This window comes from Actinophytocola sp., from assembly GCF_036402745.1.
Taxonomy (GTDB): domain Bacteria; phylum Actinomycetota; class Actinomycetes; order Mycobacteriales; family Pseudonocardiaceae; genus Actinophytocola.
The window spans coordinates 1-26,802 of record NZ_DASWSJ010000254.1; the positions used below are offsets into that span (position 1 = coordinate 1).

Here is a 26,802-nt window from a genome sequence, read left to right on the forward strand (position 1 = left end):
CCAGGCGCCGGCGGTGAGATCGCGCCCGGTGTCCAGCCGGGCCCCGGTGGTCAGGTCGGGCCCGGTGCCCGGGTCGGGGCGGAGGAGACCGACATGATGGCGATGGGAGCCGCCCCGCCGGCCGCCGCCGCGCCCGCCGCCGTTCCGGGGGTGGGGCGTGGCGGGCCGGTGGGGCCCGGCTACCAGCAGTTCTTTCCCCTCGGCGGCTTCGGCGCGCACGGCGGAGGCGGCGGCGACCGCGACCACCAGCGGAAGGTCACCATCACCGGCGAGATCCTCCCGGCCGACCTCGCCCCTGCCTCGATCCCCGACCTCCTCGGCGCGGTGGACGACGACGAGCCGGTCGAGCCCGCTGAGCCACCACCCGAGCCCGAGCCCGCGCCCGCGGACAAGGTCGACACGTTCTGGGAGCTCGGGGAGGACGGTGAGCTGCGGTGCGTGACGAAGCCGACCGACTAGGGCTGCGCGAGGCCGTGGCCCGGTCGCGGGCGGTGGTCGACGAGCACCTCCAGCGCTGCACCGAGGCCGAGGAGCGGGCCGCGCAGCTCAGCGACGCGGTGCGCAAACGCTGGCAACGACGCACTCAGCTTTCGCAGGGCCGGGCGACCGCCCGGGCCGGGGACGAACTCATGGGAGGGCACTGATGGAGGGGTTCCAGGTCGAGCCGGGGCACCTCGGTGTGATGGCCGGGCACATGGACGACGTCGGCGGGACGCTGACCGCGGCGGCGCAGGCGCTCGGCGCCGCGTCGGGCGGCGACCTCGGGCACGCCGCGCTCAACGCGGCGGCCGGGCAGCTCATGACCGGGTTGGGCGGCCGGTTCGGCGCGCTCGGTATCGAGGCGCAAGGCCTCGGCCAGTCGCTGCTGGCCGCGCAGCAGACCTACGGCGGTGCCGACGCGACGAGCGCCGGGGTGTTCGCTGGCCTGCACGACCCGCCGCCGATCCTCCCCCCGCCGGCCGGCGGGGAGCCCGAGGTCACCAAGCAGCCCTACTACGGCGAACCGACGAAGACCAAGCAGCCCTACTACGGCGAGCCGGCGCAGACGAAGCAGCCGTACTACGGCGGGCCGTCGACCGGCGCCGGCGGGCAGGCGGATCCGGAGATCTCCGCGGTGCCGATCATCCCGGCCGGCCCGGTGAGCAGCGGGCCGGACCCGGCCGAGGGGCTCGTGCGGCAGGTGCTGGACGGGCCGACCCAGTCCGAGCCGAACGTGACACTGCCCTACGCGGGAACGGGGGTGACCGTCCAGGAGGACGGCACCGTCGGGCCGATCATCAGCCAGTAGAGGGGAAGGGAACACGAGGATGGGCGGGACACGAAGCTTCCCCGCGCTGGGGTTCGACCCGGCGCCGGGCGACCTCGCCGCGGTCACCCAGCTCGGCGAGATGCTCGACTCCCACGCCGGCAAGCTCGGCGACGCGCACGGCTCACTCGGCTCGATGGGCGCCGGGGGCGCCTGGGAAGGCCTTGCCGCGGAAGGGTTCCAGGGCAGCGCCGGCCGGCTGGGGACGCGGGTGGGTGACATGCACGCGATCATGGTGACGGCCGGCGGGCTACTCGGCCGGTGGGTCGGCGAGCTGTCGTCGATGCAGTCCGCCGCCGACCAGCTCGAGGCCCAGGCGGCACAGGCGATGCAGCGTCTGCAGAGCGCGCAGGGCGACCCGGCGCTCGGGCTCACCGGGCGGAAGTTCACCGACCAGGCGTCGGCGCAGGCCGCGCAGCAGCAGTACCAGGCGGCCAACGGTGAGATGGCGGCCGCGCAGGGGGCGCTCGACGGCATCCGCCAGCAGGGCCGGGCGCTGCTCCAGAAGCACGAGCAGGCGGCGCAGGAGGCGGCCGCGGGGCTCACCCGGGCGATGGGCGGCGACGTGTCGGTGAGCGGGACCGCGTCCGGCTCCGGCCTCACCGTGGAGGGCAGCGCGACCGGGCCGGAGTTCAAGGACGGCGTGCTCAGCCTCGGCACCGCGGAGGGCAGCGCGCTGCTCGCGTCCGGGACCGCGGAGGGCTCGGTGTCCGCGAACGGGCTCACGCTGGAGGGCAAGGCGTCGGGCGCCATCGGGGCCGAGGGCTCGGCCGGTGCGCACATCGGCGCGGACGGGCTGGTCGCCGAGGCGGAGGGCCGCGCGGGCGCGTTCGGCGAGGCCTCCGGCAGCGCGACCTACGGCGACGCCTCGGTGTCCGGCAAGGTCAGCGGGCTCGTCGGCGCGACGGGCAGCGCCAGTGCCACGCTCGACCAGAGTGGGCTCGCCGCGGAGGCCAGCGGGTTCGTCGGGGTCAGCGCCCAGGCCGAGGGCGAGGCCCGGTACGGCGACGTCGCCCTCGGCGCGAGTGGCATGGTCTCCGCCGGCGCCGACGCGAGCGGGCACGCGAACGTCGGGACGAGCGGCATCGACGTCGGCGGCGAGGCGTTCGTCGGCGTCAAGGAGTCCGGCGAGGTGCACGCCGACCTCGGCGGTGTCACCGTCGGGGTGCAGGGCGAGGCGTGGCAGGGCGCCGGTGCCAGCGGCGGGATCGTCGCCGAGAAGGGCGACGACGGGAAGTACCACTTCGGCATCTCCGGCGGCGCGGCCGTCGAGGGCGGTGGCAAGGTGGGCGTCACCGTCGCGGTCGATCCCGGCCAGGTGGCCGACACGGCATCCGCCGGTGCGCGCGCGATCGCCGACGCGGTCGGCGGCCAGCCGGCGCACGCCGTGGCCGACGGCGTCAGCGGCGTGCTGCACACCGTGGCCGACGCACTCTGACGGGAACGAGGAGCAGATGACCATCCCCCAGTCGGTACCGCTGCCGCTGAGCTTCGAGCTGCCCGAGGGCTGGCGACCCGCCGAGCAGGCGGGCGGCGCCATGTTCGTCGCCGTGCATCCCGAGTCCGCCAACGGGTTCACCGCCAACATCACACTGTCCGAACAGGACCGCACCGACGCCGCCACCCTCCCCGAGATCGCCGACGAGGCGCTGCACCGGCTGGAGAGCGTGGCGGTGGACGGCGTCAAGGTCGAGCACCGGTCCGCCGTCGGCTCGCCCGAGGCGCCCGGGTTCACCCAGGTCGTGCGGTTCACCACCACCGCCACCGGCGAGCTCGTCCAGTGCCAGGTCCTGATGTCCTTTGAGGACACCGGGGACGCCGGGGACGCCGGTGCGGGCTCCCGGCAGGTGGTGGTGGAGGCCGCGCTCACCGCGACCCCCGAGCAGCTCAAGGCCCTGATCCAGGACTTCGAGCGGTTCGTGGCCACGATCCGCGTCGACGACGCCGGCCGGTAACGGTCCTACCGCGGCTGGTAGATGCGTTTGTGACCGGACAGCGCGGCCAGCCGGTAGGGCCCGCCGGTCTGCGGCGGCACGGCGTGGTCGCCGCCGTCCTCGGGTAGGGACAGGCCGTGGAGCTCGCGGTAGCGGGCGTAGTCGACCGGGCGGCGGCGGGCGATCGCCTCCTGGTGTGCCGCGGCGCGGAGGTGCGCGCGGTAGCCGGGCACGACGGTCCCGGCGAAGAACTCCGCGACGCTGCCGGACCCGTAGCTGAACAACCCGATCGGCTGACCGGTCAGGTCGTCCGCGCTCTCGAGCAACGAGGCCAGGCCGAGGTACATCGACGCGGTGTAGCTGTTCCCGACGGCGGCGTTGTAGTCCGTCGTGTGCCCGATGTCGCGCAGGACCCGGCTGTCGTCGCTGTCGTGCCCGCTGGAGCGCAGCAGCTGGCGGTGCGCCTTGGTGGCCATCTTCGGGAACGGCTGGTGGTAGCAGAACGCGCGGAACTCCTCGAGCGCGCGGCCGCCCTGCTCGGTGTAGTCCTTCCAGGCGCCCTCCAGCGCCTGCAGGTACGCCGCGATCGAGTCCTGCCCGTCGACCAGCGCGGTGGGCAGGTAGTTCGGCCGCCAGAAGTCCATGATGTCCGCGGTGAACAGGCCCGACGGCTCCTCGATGCGCACCAGCGCGGGGTCCGCGCTCACGAGCATGGCGGCCGCGGCCGCGCCCTGGGTCGGCTCGCCCGGACTGTCCAGCTCGTACTTCGACACGTCGCTCGCGATCACCAGGACGCGTTGCGTGCGGTCCCGGTGGACGAGGCCGGCGGCGAACTGCAGGCCCGCCGTCGCGCCGTAACAGGCCTGCTTCAGCTCGACGACCCGGGTGGACGAGGGCATCCCGAGCAGCGAGTGGACGTAGACGCCGGCCGACTTCGACTGGTCGACGGACGACTCCGTGGCGAGCACGACCGTGCGGATCTGGTCGCTGCCGTGCCGGGCGACGATGGGGGCGGCGGCCGCGGCGCCCATCGTCACGATGTCCTCGTCGGCGGCGGGCACGCTCATCGAGCGCAGGCCGATGCCCACGTGGTACTTACCGATGTCGGTGCCGTTGTGGGCCGCGAGCGTCGTGTGCGGCAGGACGAACTCCGTCGTGGCGAACGACAGGTCGTGGATTCCGATGGCGAGATCTGCGGCCATGGCTAAACCCCGATCTTCTTGGGCTCGTTGTTCCGTTCCAGGTTCACGTGGGCGCGCATGAGCTCGCCCGGGTTCGTCTGCGCCGCGAGGAGCGAGAGCTCACCGCACAGCACCGCCGCCGCCGCGATCACGGCGAGCCGGCGCGCGTTCGCACCCGGCTCGCGCTCGTCGCGGCAGCCGAGCCGGGTCAGGTTGGTCTCGACGAAGCCGAGTCCCTTGCCGTTGCCGACCGTGCCGACGATCAGGTTCGGCAGCGTGCAGGAGAAGTAGAGGTCGCCGTCCCGGTCCTCGGCGACGGTCACGCCCTGCGACCCCTCGACGATGTTGGCCGCGTCCTGGCCGGTCGCCAGGTAGAAGGCCAGCAGCATGTTCGCGTAGTGCGCGTTCGCCGAGCGGATCCCGCCGGCCAGCAGGGTGCCGAGCATGTTCTTGCGCACGTTCAGCACGGCGATCTTCGCCGCCGTGGTGTGCAGCAGGTCGACGACCACGGTTCGGGGCACCAGCAGCTCGGTGACCACGTTCTTGCCGCGGCCGAGGATTCCGTTGATGGCGGTGGCCTTCTTGTCGGTGCAGTAGTTGCCGGAGATCGACCCGTACGAGATCCCCGGGATGGTCCCCAGGATGTGCCGCAGCAGCGCGTCGGCCGCCAGCGTCGCCATGTTGTGCCCGGACGCGTCGCCGGTGGTGAACTCGAACCGGAGGAACAGCAGGTTGGCCGTGATCTCGTGGCGGAAGCCGACCAGCTCGGCGAACCTGCTGCAGCCCCGCACGATCTCCCGCAGCTCGGCGAACCGCGCGTCGATCTGCAGCGCGGCCGTGTAGGCGGTGTGCGCGTCCTCGGCCTCGACGAGCACCGAGCGGGTCATCCGCTCGTCCACGAGGGTGGCGACGATGCCGTGCTCGGCCAGCATCGAGATCTTCGCGCCGCGACCCACCGATGGCCACAGCGGTGTCTCGTAGGTGGCGAGCGGGACCTCGGTCTCGGTCGTCGCGGTGTTTCCCGAGATCCGCAGCGGTCCCACCCACCTCATCGGGACCCCGGCTATCGCGTGCTCGCCGCTCATGGTTTTCTCGATCATCTCCCACTTCCCTTCGTCGGCGGGACGTGCACGGGCAGTGGCCGCACCCCGGCGGCGGCCCACCGTTTCCGCAGCCGGGCGATCCGCGGCGGCGCCGCGGCGTCGAGCAGCGCGATGCCGCAGTCACCGCCCCCGGCACCGGACGGCTTGGCCGCGCCGCCGGCCTCCTCGGCGGCGTCGCACAGCGTGGTGAGCCGGTCGGTGAAGATGCCGAGCCGCGTCTCGCGGTCGAGCCCGGCGAGCAGCCGCCGTGCGGCGCGGATCCCGTGCAGCAGCGTGTGGTGGTCGCCCCGCTCGAGCGCGTGCTCGCAGGCGCGCACGCACTCGGCGGAGCGGACGAGGAACTCCTGGTGCGCCGCGCCGCCCCGCCATGTGTCCAGTTTGGACACCAGCGAGCCGGTGCTGGCCGGCGTTCCGGTCCAGCCGACCTCCAGGACGAGCCGGCTGGGTGGGGGCAGCCGCCGCAGCGCGAGACCCGGCCACGGCGCGCGGATGGTCTCGGCGACGCCCCGGCGCCGCGCCAGCTCCAGCACGGCGGCCCGGTCGGGCGCCCGGTACGCGAGCCAGCCGCCCCACGTGCTGGCGGCGAGGTCCCCGCCGGAGGTGTTGGGGTCGAGCCGCGCGGTCGCCAGCAAGGCCAGGCGGAACCGGGCCTCGGCGGAGAGGGGCAGGCCGGCCCGCGCCGCGACGGCCGCGACGGTGGCCACGGTCACCGCGCCGCTGGAGCCCAGCCCGAGCTTGGTGCCGCCCTCGTGCAGGCGGCTGGTGACCGAGACGTGCATCGCGGGGACCGCGCGTCCCTGCTCGGCCATCAGCTCGGTCAGCACGTCGACCGCCGACACGACGTGTGCCAGGCCGCCGCGCGCGAGCCGCTCGTCGTCCGGGTCGCATCCGGCGAGCTCGCCGCCGTGCCGCCGCAGCCGCGCGCCCCGCGGGCACAGGTCGGACACGATCACGACGTCGGCCTCGCCTGTGCCGGACCCGGTGCCGGACCCGGTGTCGGACACGGCGTCGGACACGGTGACGCTCACCGTCCGGTCGACCGCCACCAGGATCGCCGGCTGGCCCGGCTCCACCACCGCGTACTCGCCGGCGATGAACAGCTTGCCCGGCGCGTGCCGGGTGACCGCCCGGGTCCGCGCCGGGGTCGCCGGGGTGCTCGCCCGCGTCACGGCTCGTCCCCGGTCCACAGGCGAGCGCCCGGTCCCGGCCGGGCGACGACGGCCGGGCACCGGCCCGCGGCGCCCACCACCTCGGCCACCCGGCCGGCGTCCGTGCGGTGGCAGAGCACCTTGACGTTCGGTCCGGCGTCCATGGTCGCGTAGGCCGGCACGCCGTCGCGCCGCAGCTGGAGCACGCCGTCGAGCACCTCGAGCGTGGCCGGTGACAGGTAACGCACCGCGGGCCGGGCCGCCAGCATCGTCGCGTGCATGCCGAGCGCGTTCCGCTCGGCGATCTCCCCGACCGCGTCGAGGTCGCCGCGGCGCAGCGCCGCCAGCATGTCGGGCAGGTCGGCCCCGCTCGAGTCCGCCCACGCCCGGTACAGCGGCGACGTGTCGACGGTGCGCCGCATGGCCGCCCGGCTGGACACGGCCTTGGGACCGGCGTCGACCAGCGCGATCACCAGCGCCGGGTCGAGTCCGGAGACGGGCACCGGCTCCGCGTACGAGGCGAGGTCCCCGGCCGCGCCGGTGCCCTCGCCGGCGTGCCACACCGCGAAACCGCCGAGGATCGACCGCGCGGCCGACCCGGACCCGCGCCGCGCCAGGCGCGACAGCGCGGTGGCGTCGAGGTCGAGCCCGTACGCGGCGGCGCTCGCCACGGCCAGCGCGGCGAACCCGCTCGCCGAGGACGCCAGGCCCGCGCCGGTGGGGACGGTGTTGCGGGTGTCCACGACCGCCGGCTCGGTGCGTCCGGCCAGGTCCCGCACCAGGTCGAGGAACGCGACGACGCGCCGCCGGGGCTCGCCGGCCGCCGGTTCGCCGCCGAGCGTGACGGCGTCCGTGCCCGCGGCGGGGTCCAGCCGGACGGTGGTGGTGGTCGGGAAGATGTCCAGGGTCAGGGAGAGGCTGCTGGAATGGGGGAGGACGAGCCGCTCGTCGCGCTTGCCCCAGTACTTGACCAGGGCGATGTTGGGCTGGGCGAAGGCGGTCGCGGCGCCGGTCGTGCTGCCGGTCGCGGCGTGGTGGCCCCGCTCGCGCAGCCCGACCGGCTCGCTCCGGTGGTCAGCAGGCATGGTCGGCGACCTTCCCCACCGGCACGACCCAGGTGCGGACCGCGCCGGCGGCACGCAGCCGCCGCGCGACCGCCTGCGCGCGGTGCGGCTCGCGGGCCAGCGCGATCATGCAGCCGCCGAGCCCGCCGCCGCTGATCTTGGCGCCGAGCGCGCCTGCCGCGAGCGCGGTCTCGACCAGGGTGTCGATCAGGTTCGTGCTGAGGCCCGCGTCGGCGAGCAGCTCGTGGTTGGCGGTCAGCCGCGCGCCGAAGTCGCTCGCCCGGCTGTCCCCGAGGTCGCGGACCGCGGCCTCGGCCAGCGACGACACCCGGCGCACGAAGTCCTCCCGCGCGCCAGGGTTGCGCTCGAACCGCCGGCGCAGCGACTCGACCGCGTCCTTCGTCCGGCCGGCGGTACCGCTGTCCGCGATGACGAACAGGCCGTCGAAGCAGATGCGCAGCTGCCGGGCGGTGCCGTTGGAGAACAGGATGGAGTACGGCAGGCCCGTGGCGGCCGCGTCCACGCCGCTCGCCCTGCCGTGCGCCACCTTCTCCGAGGTCTGCACGAGATCGAACACCGTCGCGGCGTCGAGCCGGCGGTTGAAGAGGTTGGCGAGCGCGAGCACGACGGCCCTGGCGCACGCCGCGCTCGAGCCCAGACCGCGGCCGGGCGGGATCATGCAGTCGACGAGCACGTCGATGGCGGGGTGGCCGTCGACGCCGGTCAGCTCCTTGAACTCCGCCACCAGCTGCCGCAGGCCGTTCGTCGCCTGCGTCACCACCGGCGCGGACCCCGGCCCCGTCAGCGTGAAGGCGATCTCGTCCACATCGGACGGTGGGTGCTCGAGCAGCGCGGCGCTCGCCGTGGCCGTCAGCTGTGGAACCGGGATGGCGAGCGCCGGAGCGCCGTACACGACCGCGTGCTCGCCGAGCAGGATCGCCTTGCCGTGGGCGCTTCCGATGCCGACGGGGTTGCGTGCGGTGCCCGGGTCCGGCGCGGCGAGCTGGCGGCTCCCGCGCCGGGCGGGCGCCTTGTGTGTCGAAGGTGGCAGGCTCACGGGGCCCAACTCCTCGGTGTCGTCTTCTGTGTCCGGTGTGGTCACCAGGCCCGCTGTGTCGCGGCGACCGCCATGGCGGCGAGCCGGTCCCTGGCGGGGGCCGTCGCGCCGCTCGCCTCCAGCGCGGCGACGGCCCGGTCGGTGCGGCGCACGATGTCCCGCTCCACGCGGTCCACGGCGCCGGTCTCGGTGAGGATGGCGCGTACCGAGTCGAGCTGGGCGGCGGAGATGTCGGTGCCGATCGCCGACCGGAGGAACCGCGCCGCGCCAGGATCGTTGTCGTCGGCCAGCTCGAGCGCCGTCGCGAGCAGCACGGTGCGCTTGCCCTCGCGGAGGTCGTCGCCGGAGGGCTTGCCCGTCACCAGCGGGTCGCCGAACATGCCGAGCACGTCGTCGCGCAGCTGGAACGCGATGCCGATGTCGGTGCCGAACGCGCGGTAGGCCGCGACGAGCCCGGTGCCGGCGCCGGCGATCGCGGCGCCGACGTGCAGCGGGCGTTCCACCGTGTACGACGCCGTCTTGTACCGGTCGACCCGCAGCGCCGAGTCGACGTCCTCGGCCCCGGCGGCCTGCGCGGTCAGGTCGAGCAGCTGCCCGTACAGGACCTCCGTGCGCATCGCGGACCACACCGGCCCGACCCTGGCCTGCGCGTCCGCCCGCAGCCCGGACGTGCGGACCAGGTCGTCGGCCCACGCCAGGGTCAGGTCTCCGGCCAGGATCGCCATGCCCTGGCCGAAGGCGTTCGGAGCGCCGGACCACCGCCGCGCCCGGTGCCGGTCGGCGAACAGCACGTGCGCGGCCGGCAGCCCGCGGCGCGTCGGGGACTCGTCGATGATGTCGTCGTGGATCAGCGCCGACGCGTGCAGCAGCTCGAGCGCCGCGCAGGTGCGCAGCACCGCGGGCGCGTCGGGGTCGGACTCGGCGCCGCCCGCGCCGAGCCAGCCGAGCCAGGCGAACGTGGGCCGCACGCGCTTGCCGCCGCGTGACACGTAGCTCGCCAGGTCGGCGACCGTGGCCGCCAGGCCGGGGCCGATCGCGTCGGCCTCCGCCCGGCGGTCGGCGAGGAAGTCCCCGATCGCCGCGTCGACGGCATCGGTGATGTCGGTGACGTTGTCGGCGCGAATTACTGTTTCCGTCATCTTGGAACCATTCAGGTATCTGGAGTGTTTGCTTTAGTCGGGAGCCCGCTTTGGCGTCGTCGACCCGCCCCGTGGCCAGAAACTACCCGGGGACCCTCAAGGGTGGGTCGCGAGTCCTTCGGTGCCCGTGACTCGAGTCCCGGGGTCCATTTGGCTGATCGCGAAGATTTCGGCGCCCGCCAGCGCCGGCCCCGGTATTTAGCTGCCCTTGAATGGTCCTTGACTTCCCATTGCTATGTTCGGACGCATCCCGAATCCGGGGAATATTCCAACCAATTTTTTCCGGGGCTTCGAAAAATGAACACACAAACCGTTCTGTAGGGACGTGGAAGCGATTTGGTGGTGCCACGTGGGACCCGCAGCCCGATCGTCGGCACGGCCTGTCGCTACATCGTTCCTGCCGTTGGACTCGGAGGAACGAAGACATGACCAACGCAGTAGTCGTGGGGACCGCTCATCGCACGTTACCGAGCACCATCCGAAGGACCGAGGCGCGGCCGCCGGCGTTGACGGTTGCCCGCCAGGTCATGGTGGAGTTCCGTGCGTTGGGTCCGATAGAGGCGGTGGCCGCCGGCCGGCTGGTGGATCTGGGAGCGCCCAAGCAGCGTGCGTTGCTTTCGTTGCTGGTGAGTCGGGTGGGTCAGCCGGTGGCGGTGGATGTGCTGCTGGAAGCGTTGTGGGCAGGGCATCCGCCGCCGTCGGCGATTACCTCGCTGCAGGCGTACGTGGCCAATTTGCGCAGGGCGTTGGAACCGGATCGGGCGCCACGGACACCGGCGACGGTGTTGCGCACGTGCGCCGGGGGCTATTTGCTGGACAGCCGCGTTGTGGACATCGACGTCCACCGGTTCGGTGAGCGCGCCAAGGCGGGGTGGCAGGCGGGGGACCGGGGCGATCCACAGCAGGCGCTGAAGGAGTTCGAGGCGGGGTTGGCGTTGTGGCGGGGGCAGGCCTACGCGGAGGTCGCCGACGCCACGTGCGTGGGGCCGGAGATAGCGCGGCTGGACGAGCTGCGATTATCCGTTGTCGAAGCACGCTGCGCGGCGCTGCTGGCCGTGGGGGCCCATGGGGTGGCCGTGGCCGAGCTGGAGGCCTTCATCCAGGCCCATCCGCTGCGCGAGTACAGCTATGAGCTGTTGAGCCTGGCGTTGTACCGGGCCGGACGGCAGGCCGACGCACTGGGAGTGCTGCGGACCGTCCACAAGCGACTGGCAGAGGAGCTGGGCATCGACCCGAGGCCGGCGCTGCAACACCTCGAGCGCGAGATCCTCAACCAGGCGCCGGCGCTGGACTGGCACCCGACCCCGGCCGTCCCCACCTTGACGGTGCCCACCAGTCCCACGACGCCACCGCAGTCCCGCCCGGCGGAGCCGGCGACCTCGCCGGCCACGGACGGGGAGGAGGACGGGGAGGTCTTCGTCGGCCGTGAGCCGGCGCTGCGGCAACTGGTCGAGGCGTTGGCCGCGGCGTCGGCCGGCCGGGGGCGGGTGGTGACGGTGTCCGGGGAGCCGGGGATCGGCAAGACCAGCTTGCTGCGGCGGTTCGCCAAGCTGGCAGGGGTTCCGGTGCTCTGGGGTACCTGCCCCGAGCACGTCTCCGCGCCACCGCTGTGGCTCTGGGAGCAGGTGCTGCGTGCGGCGGGCAGCCGCTTCCCGCAGCGTCCGGTACCGGGGCAGGTGGCCGAGCTACTGGCCGGGGACACCCGCCGGCTCGTGGATGGCGTGGACCTGGCCGGTGCCACCTTGCGGCAGTTCGAGGCGATCGTCCATTACCTGACCGACGCGTCCCCCGCCGCACCGCTGGTGGTGCTGCTCGATCACCTGCATCGGGCGGACCCGACCTCACTGCGGCTGCTGGCCCACCTCGCCGAGTCGGTGCCGGCGAGCCGGCTGCTGCTTGCCGTGTCCTACCGGTCGGGCGAGGAGGAGAACCTGGCCGAGACGCTGGCCGCGCTGGCCCGCGCGGGGATGACGCGGATAGAGCTCAATGGACTGAATGCCCAGGAGACGCACACCCTGGCGAGCGCCCTCCTCCACACGGAGGTCAGTCAAACCACGGCGGAAGGACTGTGGGCCCGCACCGAGGGAAACACGTTCTTCCTGCGGGAGCTGATCAAGCTGTTGACCAGTGAACAGCGCCTCGAGCAACCCCACACGGCACCGGTGCCGGTGCCCGTGCGCGACGTGGTGCTACGCCGCGTCGCCCGGCTGCCTCGAACCGCGGCCGAGGTGATGACGGTGGCCGCCATCGCCGGCCGGCACTTCGACCTCGAGGTCGTCGCCGAGGCCGCGTCGGTCGAGATCGAGGCGGCACTGGAGGTTCTCGACACCGCGGTCGCGGCGGGCCTGGCGGTGGAGGACCAACAGCGACTGGGCTGGTTCCGCTTCACCCACGCGCTGACCGCCGAGGCGCTGTACGAGACCACCGGGCGGCTGCGCCGGGCCCGGCTGCATCGACGGATCGGTGCGGCGGCGGCCAGAGCGTGGGCGGGGAACACGGCGAGGGCCGCCGAGATCGCCCGGCACTGGTTGCTGGCCGCGGAGCTGGACCCCACCGCCGCCGTCCACGCAGCGACCCACGCCGCCGCCGCGGCCCGGGTCGCCGACGCCCGACTCGCCACCGAGGACGCCGTCACCCTGTGGCGGCAAGCCCTCACGGCCGCCGACCTGGCCGAGAAGGAAGAGCTGGACCGGCATCCGCTGCTGATCGGCCTGGGAACCTCCTTGTACCGGGCCGGGAACCACCGCGACGGGCTCCCCGTCCTCGTCCAGGCCATGGAGGAAGCCCTTGCCGCGCCTGACGTTCGCAGCGACCCGGACTCCTCCCGGCTGGTCACCGCGGCGGTCGCGGCCGTCGGCGAGCTGAACTGGTACCCCGTCGACCACGGTGACGTCGGCACCCGGCTCGTCGACGTCCTGGAGCGCGCACTGTCGCAGGTGACCGGCCCCGTGCAGCGCGCGCTGGTCCTGTCGTGCCTGGCCGTCGCCCGCTACCACGACGGTGACCCGGTGCGCCGCGCCGCGCTGTCGGACGAGGCGATGGCCCTCGCCCGCCACACGACCGACACCATGGCGCTGGCCCACGTCCTGCACCTTCGGGCCGCGGCCCTCACCGGCCCCGACCATCTCGACCAGCGCCTGCAAGCGGTCACCGAACTGCTGGCGCTGCCGGGCGTGCCGCCGCCGATGGTGGTCCGCGCCCGGCAGGTTCGGGCCCAGGTGCTTCTCACCGTGGGCCGCGTTTCCGAGGCCTCCGCCGAACTGGACCTCGCGGCCCAGCTGGTGGACGCGCACCGCGCCCCCCTTCGCGCGCAGCCTGCCTGGTCCGGCGCCGCGCGGTGCGACCGAATGGTCCAGCGCTGGGAAGCCGCGTATCTCACCGGCGCCGGCCCGGACCTCGTCGACGAGCTGCGCGCGGTCGCGGAGTCCTCCGGCGCGCCCGCGCCGCACGGCATCCTGGCGATGGCGCTGACCGAGGCCGGGCAGGTGCCCGATGCCCGGGTAGCCCTGCGCCGGATTCCCCGTGGGCACAAGGATTACCTGTGGCTGCACACCCGCTGCTGGGCGCTGCTCGCCGCGGCACGTCTGGGCGAGACCGAGTTGGTGACCCAGCTGCGCGCCGAGCTGCTGCCCTACCGCCGGCTGACCTGTTCGGTGCTGGATCTCGTGATCAGCGGGCCGGTGGCCTACTTCACGGCCGAGGCCGCCCTGGCCCTGGGTGACCAGGACGCCGCCGTGGTGGATCTCGTCATCGCTTCCGACACGGCCCAGCGGATGGGCGCCGAGCCGTGGCTGGCCAAGGTGCGCGAGGCCATCTGCCGGTGCGCGGGTTCCATGGCAGAGCTGAGTGCGGGCAGGCGCGCGGAGTTGAGCAGGCTGTCCGCCGCCGACCAGGACGGGGTGCGCCTGACGTGTGCCGGGTGATGCCGACGTCGCGAGGCTGTCCTGTCAGGGGTCCGTGCGATCCGGCGGCACCTCGTGTACCCGCTGTTCATGTTCATTCCACGAAGGGAGCGCACATCGCATGTCCACGTCCACGGAGGTCAACATTCCCGGTTATGCCGCCGGCACCTGGGTGATCGACACCGCCCACTCCGGCGTGTCCTTCCAGGCCCGCCAGTTCGGCATCGGCAAGGCCCACGGGACCTTCGACGACTTCGAGGGCACGATCGTGACCGCGGAGAACCCGCTGGACTCGTCGGTGACCGCGGTCATCAAGACCGCGTCCGTGAACACCAGGAACCGCCGCCGTGACAAGCACCTCCGCACGGACGACTTCCTGAGCGTCGAGCAGTACCCCACGATGACCTTCACCTCGACGGGGGTGCGGGTCGACGGGGAGACCTTCCTCCTCGACGGTGACCTGACCATCCGCACGGTCACGAAGCAGGTGACGCTCACCGTGGTGCCCAACGGTTTCGGCGCCGACGACAAGCCGCTGGCCGGGTTCACGGCCTCCACCGAGATCGACCGCAAGGACTTCGGCGTGACCGGTGGGGTGTCGGGTGCCGTGGTCGGCGCCAAGATCACGATCACCCTCGAGATCAAGGCCAGCCAGCAGGACTGACGGACACCCGAAAGAAGGGGACCGGCCGCGGTCCCCTTCTTTCGCGTGTGGGTAAGGGTTACCGGCCGACGGCCTCGGTGGCCACCGCGAGCACGCCGCCCAGCCAGGGGGAGTAGCGGTCCGGGTGGTCGGCCACGTCCACGCGCAGCCGGTCCGGCGCCAGCCAGCGGACCTCGGCCACCTCGGCCGGGTCCAGTTGCCAGCGCTGGTCCGCCGGCACCCGCCCGACCAGGACGTGGTCGTACTCGTGCTCGACCCGGCCGGTTCGCGGGTCCTCGGCCCGGTACAGGTACACGCCGGCCTCGTGCAGCGCCACCCCCCGCACCCCGATCTCCTCGATCAGCCGCTGGGCGGCGGCGTCGAACACGGTCTGCCCGGGGGCCGGGTGACCACAGCAGGCATTGGCCCAGCGCAGCGCGAACCGGGTCTTCACCGCGGCCCGCTGCTGGACCAGGACGCGGTCCAGCTCGTCCACCAGCATCACCGAGAACGCCCGGTGCAGCCGGCCGGGCGCGGTGTGCGCCTCGGCGACCGTGCAGGAACCGGTGGCGGCACCGTCCGCGTCAACGAGTTCGACAAGCTGCGATTCCCGAGCGACCATGGCGGGTCACCATCCTCCCGTGACTAAGGCTAGACGAGTTCCGCGGCGGGGTTGGCCAACCGCATCCGGCTCAGAATCCGAGGCCGCCATTGATAGTAGGACTGGAGTTTGTAGTATTCCCCGTCGGGCGCCGACGAGACGGCGTAGACGAACTTGCGGTCGGCGGCGTCGGCGGGATCGACGGCGTACGGAGCGCTTTTCACGAACCGCTCGATCTTTGGTTCGATTCGAACGGGAAGTGTCGTCGGATCCGGGGTCATCACGGCGAACGTGATCCGCTCGATCGTCGCGGAATCCCAGCTCAGGGTGGCATAGACGCCGAACGCCCGCTGGCTGAGCGTCAGCAGCTGCTCGCTCGGATCCGGCATTCCCAGGTCGCGAAGCATCGAGCTGACGGCCTCCGGCGTCAGGCATTCGGCGGGTGGCTCGCCGACGTACACGTTCACCGTTCGGTGGTGGTAGTCGATCCCGATCAGATTGGCTCTGTCGTCCAGGCCGTGCCGGGCGAAGAAACCGACGTTCTCCGCCAGACCGCTCGGCATGGCCGGGATGTCGGCAAGCGTTGCCAGCCCCTGCAGGTCATCCGGAGGGAAGAACGCCCAGATCTTCTTGAACCCGCCGACGACGCCGAAGTCGATGCCGTAGGAGTCGACGGGGCATCGTGCGTCGATGCCCGAGAGCAGGGCGCCGACGGGATGGTCCGTCGCCGCGGTGAAGCCGTTCGACAGAGCGAGGGCATAGGGGTCGACGTCCGGGCGCGTCGTGAAGCGGCAGTCGAGCTCTCCCTTGTGGCGTGCGCCGGTGGCCACCCGGAAAGCGACCACGGCCTGCGCGATCGCATCCCCGTACGCGGTCAGGATGGGCCAGACCCTGTCGCGCGAGCAGGTCACGTCCAGCAGCCGCGCCGACTCCTCGATGGCTGAGTAAAGGCTTGCCACATCAGTGTTCTCGGACATTCGTTCTCCAAGTTCGTTACCGGGCGAAGACCAACGTGGCGGGCGACGGGGTGGGCTGGAAGGTGACGTCGTCGAAGCCGGCCTTGGCGAGCCAGCTCTGGTAGTCGGCCCGTCGCCAGGTTCCGCCCTGCTTGCTCTTGAGCAGCATCTCCGAGCCGAAGATCAGTGGGAAGGGCGGGCCGCTCCGGTCGTCGTCGACGACGTAGTCGCTGATGACCAGCGTGCCGCCGGGCTTGAGGGCGCCGCGGAGCTTGGCGAAGATCGCGATGTTGTCCTCCGGTCCCTCCTGGTGGGCGATGTGGGAGAAGACCGCGACGTCGTAGGCGGCGGTGCCGAAGTCGGTGGTGTGGAAGTCACCGTTGACACAGGTGAACCGTTCGGCCATGCCTTCCTCGGCCACGAGCCGGCCGGCGATCGCGTTGATCGGTCGCCAGTCGAGCTGGGTCGCGCGGGCGGCGGGGTTGAGCCTGAGCCAGGTTGCCGAGTAGATGCCCGAGCCGCCGCCGACGTCGAGGATCGAGATCTCGCCGGCCTCCGCCAGCCGCAGCGTGTCGGCGGCGATGGCGGCCACCGGGACCGACTGCGCGGCGATGGCGGTGACCAGCCGCTCCCAGTGCGGGTTGTCGGCCACCTCCACCACGGCGTCGGTCAGCGGCCGCCCGGCGCGGACCACCTCGGGCAGGTCCGCCAGCGCGCCCATGTGGGCCATCTTGAGCTGGGCGAAGTCGCTCAGGCAGGTGGGTTTGCCCTCGACCAGGTAGGTGGCCGCGTCGGCGCTGTTGCGGTACCTGCCGGCGTGCACCTCGACCAGGCCCAGGCTGACGAGTCCGTCGAGCAGGGTTTGCGCGCCCCGCTCGGAGATCTCGGCCCGGGCGGCCAGCTGGTCGGTGGTGTCCGCGCCCGCGTCGAGGTGGGTGAACAGCGAGTGGCTCGCCGCCGCGCCGAGGATGCCGGTGGCCCAGTAGCCGGTGGCCAGCAGCATGATCCGGTCCGACGTCGGTTGGGTGCCGCTCATGCCGCTCCTCCCGGTGCGTCGACGAGGGGGTTCTCCGCCGGTCGCGTTCGTGGCCCCGCGTTGGCCCGCAGCGCGCCGCGCAGGGCGTCCGCGACCCGTTCGACCTGGCTCGTGCTGAGCTCGGCGTGCATCGGGATGGCGAGCTGGTGCGCGAAGAGGTCCGCCGAGACCGGGCAGGTCCGCGTCGTCTCGTACACCGGCTGCAGGTGGCACGCCCACGTGCCGTGCCCGCAGCCGATGCCCTGCGCCCGGAGGTCGGCCGCGACGCCGGCCCGGTCCACGCCCGGGGCCAGCTTCACCAGGTAGGACTGCCAGGCGTGGGTGCGGTCCGGTGGCACGTGCGGCAGCGTGAGGAGCTCGTCGCCGGCGAGCAGCTCGGCGTAGTGCGCCGCGACCGCGCGCCGGCGCTCCAGCAGCTCGTCGACCCGGCCCAGCTGCACCTGCAGGATCGCGGCGGCGATGTCGGACAGCTTGTAGTTGTACCCGATCTCGGTGAACACGGAGATCGGCAGGCCGACGACCCGCGCCTGGTCGAAGATGCTCTCGATGCCGAAGGAAGCCCGCAGCCGCGCGCTCACCGCGAGCGCCGGATCCGCGGTCAGCAACGCGCCGCCCTCGCCGCTGGTGATTCCCTTGCGGCCGTGGAAGGACAGGCAGGCCACCGGCGCCAGCGCGCCGGCCGGGCGGCCCTGGTACGTCGCGCCGATGGCACAGGCGGCGTCCTCGACGAGGAACAGCCCGTGCCGGTCGGTGATCGACTTCAGGTCCGCGTAGTCGGCGGGCAGCCCGACCGTGTCCACGGCGATCACCCCCACCGTGCGCGGACCGATCAGGTCCGCCACCGCCCGCGGGTCCACGGTGCCGGTATCGGCACGCACGTCGGCGAAGACCGGGACCGCGCCGACGTAGCGCACAGCGTGCGCCGGTGCCGGGAACGTGTAGTCGGCGACGATCACCTCGTCGCCCGGCTCGACGCCGAGTGCGAGCAGGGCCAGGTGGAGCGCGGCGCCGCAGTTGCTCAGCGCGACCGCGCCACCGACCCCGTACCGCGTGGCCAGCTCCGCCTCCAGCGCCTTGCCCCGCGGGCCCTGACCGGCGGGCCAGCCCGAGGCGAACACCTCCGCGACGGCCGCCAGCTCCTGCTCGCCCACACTCGCGCGCACCAGGGGGATCGCGTCCACTGTGGTCACCTCCCGCTCGTCGAGAAAGCGGCCGGTCCGTACCGGAGCGGCGTGATCTGGTTGACGTCATAACGGTCGCGCAGCCGCTGCACGGCGCCGGGATCCACCGTCCCGCCGGCCGAGAAGATCTCGCACAACTCGTCGAAGTACAGTTCGTGGTCGGGCGCCGGGGAGCTCGTGAACAGCATGCGCGCCGGCCGGTCGGTGGGGTTCGTGAACCCGTGCGGACATCCGGGTGGCACGAACATGCAGCTGCCCGCGCCGGCCCGGACGGCTCGGTCGCCGTGCGCGGACTCCCAGTCCTGCCAGCGTTCCTGCGTCCGGTCCACGGGCTCGAACGCCAGGATGTCGAGCTCTCCTTCCAGGACGTAGAAGAACTCCTCCGAGCGGGCGTGGGTGTGCGCGCCGACGTCGAAACCGGGTGGCACGATCACCTCGAAACAGGACGCGGAGGAGCCGTCCGCCCCCGTGACCTTGAAGGTGACCTCCTGCGCCTTGGTGATCAGCTTCCGACCCTGACCGGGTGGGACGATCAGGCCGTCCATGCGATTCCCCTCGTCGTCGTCCGTGCGAAGTCCCGCTCCAGATAGGACGCCGAGCCGTCGTGCGGGATCCGGGCGCCGTTGCGCGGTGGGGCACCGGTCCAGCTGCCCACGGCCATCTCGGCGGTGATGCCCGGGCCGAAACCCGCGATCACGCCGCTGGCGCCCGGGGTCGGCATGCCCTCGTCGAAGAGCCTGCGCAACGCGTCGAGTACGACCGCGCTGGCGATATTGCCGTATTCGGCCAACGTCGCCCTGCTGTGGCGGAACGCTTGGTAGTCGACATCGAGGAACTTGCTCAGATCGTCCAGAATCCGCGGCCCGCCGGCGTGGATGATGTAGAAGTCGAGTTTGCCGATGTCCCAGCCGTGGCTCAGGGCGAGCTCGCGCAGCACCGGCGCGAGCGGTTCCATCGTCCCGGGCACGCGGCGATCCAGCTGGAAATGGAAGCCGGTGGCACGCACGGCGTAGGAAATCCATTCCTCGGTGTTCGGAATGAGATACGAGGCGTTGCGCTCCAGCGCCACGCCGGTGCCACCGCTGCCCCGGACCACGGCGGCCGCGACCGCGTCGCCGAACAACCCGTCCGACAGCAGCGACCCGACACCGTCGTCGCCGGGCTGGTAGCACAGCGAGCAGAACTCGCAGGAGACGATCAGAACATTGCTGCCGGGGTAGGCCGTGCAGAAGTCGTGCGCCCGGTTGATCGCCGCGCCACCGGCCGCGCAACCGAGCTGCGCGATGGGAATCTGGCGGGTGTCGGACCGGAAACCCATCGTGTTGATCAGCCATGCGGTCAGCGACGGCATCAGGAACCCGGTGCACGACACGTAGATGACCGCGTCGACGTCCTGTGCCGTTATGCCGGCATTCGCCAGAGCCTGTTCGACGACCTCGGGGCACAGCTTCTTGGATTCGACCTCGTAGACGCGGTTGCGTTCCTCGAAACCCGGATGGCGGAGCGTCTCCTCGAGAGGCTGGACGACATGTCGCGTCAGCACTCCGGTGTTCTGAATCAGTCGCAGCGCCAACGGGAGCTGCGGCTTTCCGGCGTGGACCTGTTCGGCAAATTCCAGGGTCTCTTCCATTGTGATGACATATTCCGGCACACTCACCGATGGCTTGCATAACGTTGGCATGTCTGGAGTCGACCTTCTGTAGGGTTTACAAGGTCAGCTGTATCGCCTGTGCGACAGCCCCCACGGCGGCTATACGTCCACCTACCGTCGCGCATCGTGCTTGCCGTCGACTTGGTGTCCGCTTGGTGTCCGTTCGCGTGGCACTGCCACCGAAACGACGCCGCCGCCAAGTCGCTGAACAGTCCCAGCCAAGTCCCGTGCCGATGCTAGGAGCATCGAGCAGCGGGGACGGCCATGCGTCACGTCGGCCGAGTCCCGACCACCGAAGGAGAAAGATGACCGCACTAGCCGATTTCGACACCATCCGCGCCGAGCTGATCGACCACCCGCTCTACACGCAGATCGACACCGAGGACCGGCTGCGGACCTTCATGAAGCACCACGTGTTCGCCGTGTGGGACTTCTTCACGCTGTTGAAGCGCCTGCAGATCGAGGTGACCACGGTGACGCTTCCGTGGCGGCCGAAGGGTCAGGCCGAGCACGGCCGGTTCATCATGGAGATCGTCCTCGCCGAGGAGACCGACGAGGACATCGGCGGCGGTTACGTCAGCCACTTCGAGCTGTACCGCCGCGCGATGACCGAGCTCGGCGCCGACACCGGACCGATCGACGCCTTCCTCGCCGCGCTCGACAGCGGGTTCGACCCGAGGACGGCGCTGGACGACCCGCGCATCCCCGACAGCGTGCGCCAGTTCGTCGGCCACACGCTCGAGGTGGCGCTGGGGGGTGCGCCGCACGAGGTGGCGTCCTCGTTCTGCCACGGCCGGGAGAACCTGCTGCCGGACGTGTTCTCCGCGGTTCGCGCCAATGTGGACGGTGTGCTGGCGAACGCCCCGGTGTTCCGCCACTACCTCGACCGGCACATCGCGCTGGACCACGACGAGCACGGCCCGCTGGCACTGCGGCTGCTCGCGGCGCTGTGCGCCGGCGACCCCGTCCGGGAGGCGGAGGCGGCGCGGGTGAGCGTCGCCGCGATCCACGCCCGCATCGGCCTGTGGGACGGCGTGCTGGCCGAGTTCCGGGCCAGCGAGAACTGAGCCGGCGACGGCCGGAGTTTCCATCGGACACCGTAAAGGAGCTGGTCTGGATGAAGGGGTTCTTGAGCCGCAGTTCGGTGCGGAAGCGCGGTCTTTATCTCGGCATCGTGCCGGAGACGGCCGCGGCCAGGAACGGTTCGACGCCGCTTACTTTCGACCACGACCTGGACATCCTCCCCGATGCGGGACGGCGCCTGACGGTGGCCGAGCTCGCCGGCCACGTGGACGACCTGGCGGGCCGGCTGTGGGCGGCGGGGGTTCGGCCCGGAGAGCACATCGCGATCCACAAGACCGCCAACTTCGATGTCTGGGTGCTCGCCACCGCGGCGGAGCGCATCGGGGCGGTTCCCGTGATGCTGTCGCCCGCCCTGGACGGCGCGACCGTCGGCGCCCTGCTCGGCCGGCTGGGCCGGCCACACCTGCTCACCGACACGCACAAGCTCGACGCGTTGGCCGACGTGCCGCTGGCGGACCGCACCACACGGGTGATCATCGTGGCCGGTAGCAGGCCGGGGGCGGGGTCGCTCGCCGATCTCGCCGGGAGCCCGCGGGTCGCGCCGGTGTTTCGAGGGCTGGACGAGCCCGCGATGATCACGCACACCTCCGGCACCACCGGGCTGCCCAAGCTCGTCGTGCACACGCCGCGGACGATGCGCATGCGGCTTCGGCCGCAGCGGTGGCTCCTGGCGTTGATGAGGAGACAGGAGACCGTCGCGATCCACATCTCCTTCGTGCATTCGCGGATGTTCGCGGCGATGGCTCTGGCGCTGTTCAAGGCGATGCCGGTGCTGCTCGTGAACAAGCCTGGTCCGAACGACGTCGCCGAGTTCTTCCTCGAGCACCGGCCGGGCCTGATCGAGGCGCTGCCCAACTCGTTCATGGAGTGGGAGGGGCTCACCGACGACCCACGAAAGCCGTTCGCGTCGGTGAGGTACTTCAGCAGCACGTTCGACGCGATCCACCCCAGGACGATCAGCCGGCTGCTCGAGTCGTCCGAGCGGCGGGCGCCGCTGTTCTTCCAGATCTACGGGCAGAGCGAGGTCGGGCCGGCCGTCGGGCGGCCCTACTTTCCCAAGTCCATCCACCGCGCGGACGGGCGCTGCGTCGGTTACCCACTGCCGGGCTGCGCGAAGGTTCGCGTGGTGAGCCGGGACGGCAAGCGGCCGTCCGAGACGAGTCCCGGTTTCATCGAGGTCCGGTGGGCGGGCCTGGCGAAGGCCTATTTCGCCGAGCAGGAGCGCTACGACGCCAACATGCACGACGGCTGGTGGCGGACCGGGGACGTCGGTTACCGCACCAAGTTCGGCTGCCTGCACATGCTCGACCGGGAGGTCGACATGATCACCGGGGTGCGCAGCAGCCTCGAGATCGAGGATGTCGTGTTGAGCAAGCTGGCCGAGCTGAGCGAGCTCGTCCTGGTGCTGGGTCCGAAGTCCGAGCCGATCCCGGTGATCTGCACCAACGAGGACCAGCCGCTGGACCGGGCGCGCTGGCGCTCGGCCGTCGCCCAGTTCCCCCAGCTGGCCGACCCGATCCAGATCCCGCAGGCCGAGCTGCCCCGGACCGCCACGTTGAAGGTGCAGCGGATCGAGCTGTCCCGCCGGCTCCGGGAACAGATCGAAACCCTCGGGACCGGCTGACCGACGTTCACGACCGTGCCCTCGGCGGCTACCGGACCAGGTCCTGCCGCACGCTCGGCCGCCGAGGGCGGAGCAACACGACGCAGACCGCGCCGGTGACCACCACGGCCGCGGACAGTGCGCTGGCCGCGATGTAGCCGTGCACGGCCGCGGACCGGGCGTCCTCCCACAGGTGGGCGGCCGCGTAGCCGACCGCGACGGTGTTCAGCAGCGCCGCGCCGAGCGCGCCGCCGACCTGCTGGGTGGTGCGGATCAGCGCGGCGGCGGCGCTGGCGTCGGACGGGTTCTCCGCGCGCGTGCCGCTGCTCATCACCGGGGCCATCAGCAGGCCGCTGCCCACGCCGAACACCAGCAGCACGGGCAGCAGCAGGCCGAGGTAGGAGCTGTCCGGGGTCAGCCGGGTGAGCAGCACCTGTGCGATGCCGATCGTCAGCAGGCCGCCGGCGATCAGCAACCGGGGCGCGACGCGGGGCAGCAGGCGGGCGGTGAGCTGGGTGGAGACCAGGAAGCTCACCGCGACGTAGGGCAGGAAGGCCAGCCCGGTCTCCAGCGCCGGGAACCGCATGACCGACTGCAGCTGGTAGGTCATGAACAGGAACATGCCGAGCATGGCGAACTGCGAGGCCACGACGGCCAGGTTGGCCCCGACCCGTACCCGGTCGGCCAGGACCCGCGGCGGCAGCAGCGGGTGGGAGGTCCGGGTCTGCCAGAACCCGAACACGGTGAGCAGCACGACCGATGCCGCCAGCAGCCCGAGGATGAGCGGGGAGCCCCAGCCGTGCCGCTCCGCGTCGCCGAGCGCGTAGACGAGCGCGGTCAGGCCGGCCCCGACCAGGACCACGCCCACCAGATCCAGCCGCCCGCCAGGAGCCGGCCGGGTGTGCGGTACCAGTTTGCGCGCCGCGACGACGACCGCGGCCGCGATCGGCACGTTGATGTACATGCACCAGCGCCAACCCAGATCGCTGGTCAGGATGCCGCCGAGGATCAGGCCGACGGCCCCGCCCGAGAGCAGGGTGACGCTGAAGAACGCGAACGCGCGGGCGCGTGCCCTCGCCTCCGTGAACATGATGCTGACCAAGGACAAAGTGGACGGTGAGAGGACGGCCGCGAACGCGCCCTGGAGCGCCCGCGCGGCGATCAGCGTCGTCGCGTTCCCCGCCGCGCCGCCGAGCGCCGACGCGGCGGCGAACCCGACAACCCCGATCAGCAGCGTGCGGCGCCGCCCGATGAGGTCCCCGAGCCGGCCGCCGAGCAGCAGCAACCCGCCGAGCGTGAGCGCGTAGGCGGTGAGGACCCAGTGCCTGCTGGCGTCGGCGAGCCCGACGTCGTGCTGCGCGGACGGCAGCGCGATCACCATGATCGTCGAGTCCAGCGTGGCCATCAGCTGCGCCGAAGCCAGCGTCACCAGGCCCCACCACCGGCGGTCGCGGCCGGGCGTGCTGGCCCGCACGGCCTGGCGGCCTTCGGTCATCGCCGGCCCCTGCTCAGCGCCCGCCGTCACGGTGCCGGGTGGATCTCGACGGTGCCCGCCGTGCCGTCCACGGTCACGGTCGAGCCGTCGACCAGCGTCTCGGTGGCGTTCCCGGTGGCCAGCGTCGCCGGGATGCCGTACTCCCGGGCGATGATCGCGGCGTGCGACAGCGGCCCGCCGGTGTCGGTGACCAGCGCCCCGATCCTGGGGAACACCACCGACCAGACCGGCGACGTGGACGGGCAGACCAGCACGTCCCCGACCTGGATCCGGTCGAACTCCTGCTCGTCGCGCACCACCCGGACGGTTCCGGTGTAGCTGCCCGCCGCGCCGGGAAGCCCGCGCACGGTGGACTTCCCCGACTCGTTGCCGCTCACCGGCGCGCCCGAGACGTTCGCCATCGACCACTGGAACGCGCCCATGACCGTCCGCACCTCGACGGGCAGGCCGTCCATGGAGGGCGGCGGCCCCGGTGGCCGGCCGTAGCTCGGGGGTCCCGGGTTCCGCAGCGCCCACCGATGCTCCCCGCGGCGGCGCTCGACCCGCCCGCGCAGGTCCGTGCCGTCCACGAGCGCCGCGAGCACCTCCTCGACCTCGACGAAGAACACGTGGTCCGGCTCGTCCAGCCGGCCGAGCCCGACCAGGCGCCGGCCCGCCTCCAGCGCGGCCCAGCGCAGCAGCGCGTAGGGCGCACTCACCGTCGGGTACTCGTTGTCCTCCCGCACCGGGTACGCCTTCTGCGCGCGGGCCAGCAGGTGCTCGAAGCGCCGCAGCTCGGTGGGGTCGTCGATGGCCGCCCTGGCCCGCGCGGCGGCGGCCTCGCGAACCGCCACCGGGTCGACCGCGGGCGCCGTCGGGGCGAGTGCGGCCGCGCGGGCGAGCTGGTCGCGCACCAGGGAGAGGATCAGGTCGGGCCGTTCGCCGAGGGCCGGGGTGGCCAGCTCGTAGTGCAGCGCCCGGCACCCGTACTCCCGCCGGTAGGTTTCGACGGCCGCGGCGAACTCGGGATCGTTCTCGCGCAGGGCCCGCACCGAGGTGAGGTCGTGCGCACCGGCCAGCCGCGTCGCCGCGAGCTCCGCGAGGTGCCGAATATCGTCGGCGGGTTTCGTGCTTTCCGGTGACAGCCCGGCGAACAGCTCGAAGACCTGGTCGCCCGACCACTTCAGCTCCTCGGTGAGCAGCAGCGCCAGCTCACCGAGTGCGATCGAGACCGCGCCGACGAGACGGAAGTGCACGCCGCTGGCGTCGCGGTGCAGTTCCCGCGTGTCCGTGAGCCGGCCCACCAGGTCCTCTGTGGACAGTGCGGGCAGGTCGGCCGACCGCAGCCGCTCGATGCGCCGGATGAACGAGTCGCGCAGCCCGTCGTACCACTGCGCGAGCACGGCGCCGACGTGGTCGGCACGCGCGGCGGTGACGCACCTCTCGATCCGCGCCCGCATCGGTTCCTTCCCGCCCAGCGCCACGATGCCCCGGTACTGCCAACCGCCGACGATCTCCAGCCGCAGGCCCTCCAGCAGCACCCCGAACTCGGTGAAGGCGGCCCGCAGCGCGTCGTTGTTGTCCCGCACCAACTCGCGGGTCATCGGCAGCAGCGGCGTGGGGGAGTGGGTGGACTCCTTGACCCAGAACCCCTCTGGCGGCTCGACCGGGATCGGCACCGGCTCGGGCTCCGGATCCGCCAGCGCGGTGATCGGCCGTACCTGCAACAGGAAGAGCCGGTCGCCGGCGATGGCCCATTCCAGGTCGCTCGGCCCGCCGAACTCGGCGGCGACCCGTTCGGCGAGCCCGGCGATCCGCCTGACCTGCTCGACGGTCAGCGCGCCGTGGTGATCGGCGGTGTTGTCGACCTCCTCGCCGCGGACCACCCATTCGTCCGGGGTGACCTCGCCGGCGACCAGCTTCTCGCCGAGGCCGGGTACCGCGCTGACCAGGATCTCGTCCCGTGCCCCGGTGACCGGGTTCGCGGTGAAGGCGACTCCCGCGGCATCGGCCTGCACCATGCTCTGCACCAGCACCGCCAGCGGCGAGTCACCCTCGCGGCCCACGCTGGTCCGGTAGCCGCGCACGGTGGTCGTCAGTCCGGACGCCCAGCACGTGCGTACCGCGTCCACCAGTTCGTCGCCGCCGCGGACGTCGAGCACCGTGTCGTACTGGCCGGCGTGCGAGGCCTGAGCGCCGTCCTCGTCGACACCGGAGGAACGCACCGCCAGCGGGCCGGGAAGCCCGGACCCCGCGGTCACGATCGCCTGCCGCAGGTCCGGATCCAGGGGCGCGGCGAGTAGCTCCTCCGCGGTAGGCGCCGAACCGCCGAGCTGAGCCCCCAGCACGTCGGCGAGCACCACAACCCCGTCGGGCACCCGGAAACCGGCTCGCCGCATCCGCGCCAGCACGGCGGCTTTCGCGCCGGCGCGGGCGGTGTCCAGGGCGGCGTCGTCGTCGAGGGAGACGATCGCCGTTCCCGCGATCTGGTTCATGGTCGGGCTCCTCGGGCCGGCGCCACCCAGGTCCGGGGTGGCCGGTGGGCGGGGTGAAGAGGACCGCGGCCGGTCGGGCGCGGACTTCGGGGGCCGTGCGTTCTGGTGGATCCGCGCCGGCGGGGCATACCAAAGGTGGCCCGAAACATTGACGATGCGCTCCCCACCTGTCACTGACAGTGTGCAGGGACCGTAGTAGCGCGATCTGGCTCTGTCAAACGAAATCTGCGCCAAAATTGCCCGGC

The 26,802-nt window shown here is 72.3% G+C and carries 22 protein-coding genes and 1 pseudogene; 9 read left to right on the plus strand and 14 right to left on the minus strand.

Annotation, left to right across the window (positions count from 1 at the left end; translation table 11 throughout):
- From VGD70_RS23755 to VGD70_RS23775, 5 genes and pseudogenes are all read left to right on the plus strand, one after another.
- Nucleotides 1-459 (plus strand): annotated as a pseudogene (locus tag VGD70_RS23755) (hypothetical protein); the annotation flags it as partial.
- Nucleotides 435-644, plus strand: a complete 210-nt coding sequence (locus tag VGD70_RS23760; protein WP_331084913.1) for a hypothetical protein — start codon at nucleotides 435-437, stop codon at nucleotides 642-644. The pseudogene VGD70_RS23755 and the gene VGD70_RS23760, both read left to right, overlap by 25 nt.
- Nucleotides 644-1,288: a type VII secretion target gene (locus tag VGD70_RS23765; protein WP_331084914.1), complete on the plus strand. Its 645-nt coding sequence runs from the start codon at nucleotides 644-646 to the stop codon at nucleotides 1,286-1,288. The genes VGD70_RS23760 and VGD70_RS23765 overlap by 1 nt, the downstream gene beginning before the upstream one ends.
- A gap of 19 nt (nucleotides 1,289-1,307) precedes the next feature.
- Nucleotides 1,308-2,744 (plus strand): hypothetical protein, encoded by a 1,437-nt coding sequence (locus VGD70_RS23770; protein WP_331084916.1) that lies wholly within the window; start codon nucleotides 1,308-1,310, stop codon nucleotides 2,742-2,744.
- Nucleotides 2,745-2,760: 16 nt separating this feature from the next.
- Nucleotides 2,761-3,261: a hypothetical protein gene (locus VGD70_RS23775; RefSeq protein ID WP_331084919.1), complete on the plus strand. Its 501-nt coding sequence runs from the start codon at nucleotides 2,761-2,763 to the stop codon at nucleotides 3,259-3,261.
- 5 nt (nucleotides 3,262-3,266) lie between these two features.
- On the opposite strand, the gene VGD70_RS23780 is transcribed toward VGD70_RS23775, so the two are convergent.
- Genes VGD70_RS23780 through VGD70_RS23805 form a run of 6 tightly spaced genes read right to left on the minus strand, consistent with a single transcriptional unit; the run spans nucleotide 3,267 to nucleotide 9,932 of the window.
- The gene (locus VGD70_RS23780) at nucleotides 3,267-4,442 is read right to left on the minus strand and encodes a hydroxymethylglutaryl-CoA synthase (protein ID WP_331084921.1); all 1,176 of its coding nucleotides are present in this window, start codon (nucleotides 4,440-4,442) and stop codon (nucleotides 3,267-3,269) included.
- Between the two features lie 2 nt (nucleotides 4,443-4,444).
- Complete coding sequence (locus VGD70_RS23785) at nucleotides 4,445-5,521, minus strand: hypothetical protein (protein WP_331084922.1); 1,077 nt, start codon at nucleotides 5,519-5,521, stop codon at nucleotides 4,445-4,447.
- The gene (locus VGD70_RS23790; RefSeq protein ID WP_331084924.1) at nucleotides 5,518-6,693 is read right to left on the minus strand and encodes a phosphomevalonate kinase; all 1,176 of its coding nucleotides are present in this window, start codon (nucleotides 6,691-6,693) and stop codon (nucleotides 5,518-5,520) included. The genes VGD70_RS23785 and VGD70_RS23790 overlap by 4 nt, the downstream gene beginning before the upstream one ends.
- A complete protein-coding gene (mvaD, locus tag VGD70_RS23795) occupies nucleotides 6,690-7,757 on the minus strand; it encodes a diphosphomevalonate decarboxylase (protein WP_331084926.1) in 1,068 nt (355 codons plus the stop codon). The genes VGD70_RS23790 and mvaD overlap by 4 nt, the downstream gene beginning before the upstream one ends.
- Complete coding sequence (gene mvk, locus VGD70_RS23800) at nucleotides 7,747-8,793, minus strand: mevalonate kinase (RefSeq protein WP_331084928.1); 1,047 nt, start codon at nucleotides 8,791-8,793, stop codon at nucleotides 7,747-7,749. Before mvk ends, mvaD begins: the two co-directional genes overlap by 11 nt.
- A 41-nt stretch (nucleotides 8,794-8,834) precedes the next feature.
- Complete coding sequence (locus tag VGD70_RS23805) at nucleotides 8,835-9,932, minus strand: polyprenyl synthetase family protein (protein WP_331084930.1); 1,098 nt, start codon at nucleotides 9,930-9,932, stop codon at nucleotides 8,835-8,837.
- 527 nt (nucleotides 9,933-10,459) lie between these two features.
- Between VGD70_RS23805 and VGD70_RS23810 the strand changes: the two genes are divergently transcribed.
- Entirely contained in the window at nucleotides 10,460-13,855 is a 3,396-nt protein-coding gene (locus tag VGD70_RS23810) for a BTAD domain-containing putative transcriptional regulator (protein ID WP_331084932.1), read from the plus strand.
- Nucleotides 13,856-13,955: 100 nt separating this feature from the next.
- Nucleotides 13,956-14,498: a YceI family protein gene (locus VGD70_RS23815; protein ID WP_331084934.1), complete on the plus strand. Its 543-nt coding sequence runs from the start codon at nucleotides 13,956-13,958 to the stop codon at nucleotides 14,496-14,498.
- A 58-nt stretch (nucleotides 14,499-14,556) separates the two neighbouring features.
- On the opposite strand, the gene idi is transcribed toward VGD70_RS23815, so the two are convergent.
- From idi to VGD70_RS23845, 6 genes are read right to left on the minus strand one after another with little or no spacing between them, the layout of a single operon-like run.
- Entirely contained in the window at nucleotides 14,557-15,099 is a 543-nt protein-coding gene (gene idi, locus VGD70_RS23820) for an isopentenyl-diphosphate Delta-isomerase (RefSeq protein ID WP_331084936.1), read from the minus strand.
- A 29-nt stretch (nucleotides 15,100-15,128) separates the two neighbouring features.
- Nucleotides 15,129-16,055 (minus strand): aromatic prenyltransferase, encoded by a 927-nt coding sequence (locus VGD70_RS23825; protein ID WP_331084938.1) that lies wholly within the window; start codon nucleotides 16,053-16,055, stop codon nucleotides 15,129-15,131.
- A 16-nt stretch (nucleotides 16,056-16,071) separates the two neighbouring features.
- Nucleotides 16,072-17,070, minus strand: coding sequence for a class I SAM-dependent methyltransferase (locus VGD70_RS23830; RefSeq protein WP_331084940.1), 999 nt, complete (start codon nucleotides 17,068-17,070; stop codon nucleotides 16,072-16,074).
- Complete coding sequence (locus VGD70_RS23835) at nucleotides 17,067-18,260, minus strand: DegT/DnrJ/EryC1/StrS aminotransferase family protein (protein ID WP_331084942.1); 1,194 nt, start codon at nucleotides 18,258-18,260, stop codon at nucleotides 17,067-17,069. The genes VGD70_RS23830 and VGD70_RS23835 overlap by 4 nt, the downstream gene beginning before the upstream one ends.
- A complete protein-coding gene (locus tag VGD70_RS23840) occupies nucleotides 18,257-18,796 on the minus strand; it encodes a cupin domain-containing protein (RefSeq protein ID WP_331084944.1) in 540 nt (179 codons plus the stop codon). The genes VGD70_RS23835 and VGD70_RS23840 overlap by 4 nt, the downstream gene beginning before the upstream one ends.
- Entirely contained in the window at nucleotides 18,784-19,881 is a 1,098-nt protein-coding gene (locus VGD70_RS23845; protein ID WP_331084945.1) for a type III polyketide synthase, read from the minus strand. The genes VGD70_RS23840 and VGD70_RS23845 overlap by 13 nt, the downstream gene beginning before the upstream one ends.
- 326 nt (nucleotides 19,882-20,207) lie before the next feature.
- Between VGD70_RS23845 and VGD70_RS23850 the strand changes: the two genes are divergently transcribed.
- Together VGD70_RS23850 and VGD70_RS23855 are read left to right on the plus strand one after the other, a co-directional pair.
- On the plus strand, nucleotides 20,208-20,969 hold the full coding sequence (locus VGD70_RS23850) for a DUF3050 domain-containing protein (RefSeq protein ID WP_331084947.1): 762 nt from the start codon (nucleotides 20,208-20,210) through the stop codon (nucleotides 20,967-20,969).
- Nucleotides 20,970-21,019: 50 nt separating this feature from the next.
- A complete protein-coding gene (locus VGD70_RS23855) occupies nucleotides 21,020-22,609 on the plus strand; it encodes a class I adenylate-forming enzyme family protein (protein ID WP_331084949.1) in 1,590 nt (529 codons plus the stop codon).
- A gap of 28 nt (nucleotides 22,610-22,637) precedes the next feature.
- Here the strand turns inward: VGD70_RS23855 and VGD70_RS23860 are convergent, their stop codons facing one another.
- On the minus strand, nucleotides 22,638-24,083 hold the full coding sequence (locus VGD70_RS23860) for an MFS transporter (protein WP_331084950.1): 1,446 nt from the start codon (nucleotides 24,081-24,083) through the stop codon (nucleotides 22,638-22,640).
- Between the two features lie 26 nt (nucleotides 24,084-24,109).
- Entirely contained in the window at nucleotides 24,110-26,557 is a 2,448-nt protein-coding gene (locus VGD70_RS23865; protein ID WP_331084952.1) for a PEP/pyruvate-binding domain-containing protein, read from the minus strand.
- Between the last annotated feature and the right edge of the window lie 245 nt (nucleotides 26,558-26,802).

Bases quoted from the DNA above. Each gene is read 5' to 3' on its own strand.
- VGD70_RS23765 (WP_331084914.1), top strand. From the start codon at position 644: ATGGAGGGGTTCCAGGTCGAGCCGGGGCACCTCGGTGTGATGGCCGGG.
- VGD70_RS23770 (WP_331084916.1), top strand. From the start codon at position 1,308: ATGGGCGGGACACGAAGCTTCCCCGCGCTGGGGTTCGACCCGGCGCCG.
- VGD70_RS23775 (WP_331084919.1), top strand. From the start codon at position 2,761: ATGACCATCCCCCAGTCGGTACCGCTGCCGCTGAGCTTCGAGCTGCCC.
- VGD70_RS23780 (WP_331084921.1), bottom strand. From the start codon at position 4,442: ATGGCCGCAGATCTCGCCATCGGAATCCACGACCTGTCGTTCGCCACG.
- VGD70_RS23785 (WP_331084922.1), bottom strand. From the start codon at position 5,521: ATGATCGAGAAAACCATGAGCGGCGAGCACGCGATAGCCGGGGTCCCG.
- mvaD (WP_331084926.1), bottom strand. From the start codon at position 7,757: ATGCCTGCTGACCACCGGAGCGAGCCGGTCGGGCTGCGCGAGCGGGGC.
- VGD70_RS23805 (WP_331084930.1), bottom strand. From the start codon at position 9,932: ATGACGGAAACAGTAATTCGCGCCGACAACGTCACCGACATCACCGAT.
- VGD70_RS23810 (WP_331084932.1), top strand. From the start codon at position 10,460: ATGGTGGAGTTCCGTGCGTTGGGTCCGATAGAGGCGGTGGCCGCCGGC.
- VGD70_RS23815 (WP_331084934.1), top strand. From the start codon at position 13,956: ATGTCCACGTCCACGGAGGTCAACATTCCCGGTTATGCCGCCGGCACC.
- idi (WP_331084936.1), bottom strand. From the start codon at position 15,099: ATGGTCGCTCGGGAATCGCAGCTTGTCGAACTCGTTGACGCGGACGGT.
- VGD70_RS23825 (WP_331084938.1), bottom strand. From the start codon at position 16,055: ATGTCCGAGAACACTGATGTGGCAAGCCTTTACTCAGCCATCGAGGAG.
- VGD70_RS23830 (WP_331084940.1), bottom strand. From the start codon at position 17,070: ATGAGCGGCACCCAACCGACGTCGGACCGGATCATGCTGCTGGCCACC.
- VGD70_RS23840 (WP_331084944.1), bottom strand. From the start codon at position 18,796: ATGGACGGCCTGATCGTCCCACCCGGTCAGGGTCGGAAGCTGATCACC.
- VGD70_RS23845 (WP_331084945.1), bottom strand. From the start codon at position 19,881: ATGGAAGAGACCCTGGAATTTGCCGAACAGGTCCACGCCGGAAAGCCG.
- VGD70_RS23850 (WP_331084947.1), top strand. From the start codon at position 20,208: ATGACCGCACTAGCCGATTTCGACACCATCCGCGCCGAGCTGATCGAC.
- VGD70_RS23855 (WP_331084949.1), top strand. From the start codon at position 21,020: ATGAAGGGGTTCTTGAGCCGCAGTTCGGTGCGGAAGCGCGGTCTTTAT.
- VGD70_RS23860 (WP_331084950.1), bottom strand. From the start codon at position 24,083: ATGACCGAAGGCCGCCAGGCCGTGCGGGCCAGCACGCCCGGCCGCGAC.
- VGD70_RS23865 (WP_331084952.1), bottom strand. From the start codon at position 26,557: ATGAACCAGATCGCGGGAACGGCGATCGTCTCCCTCGACGACGACGCC.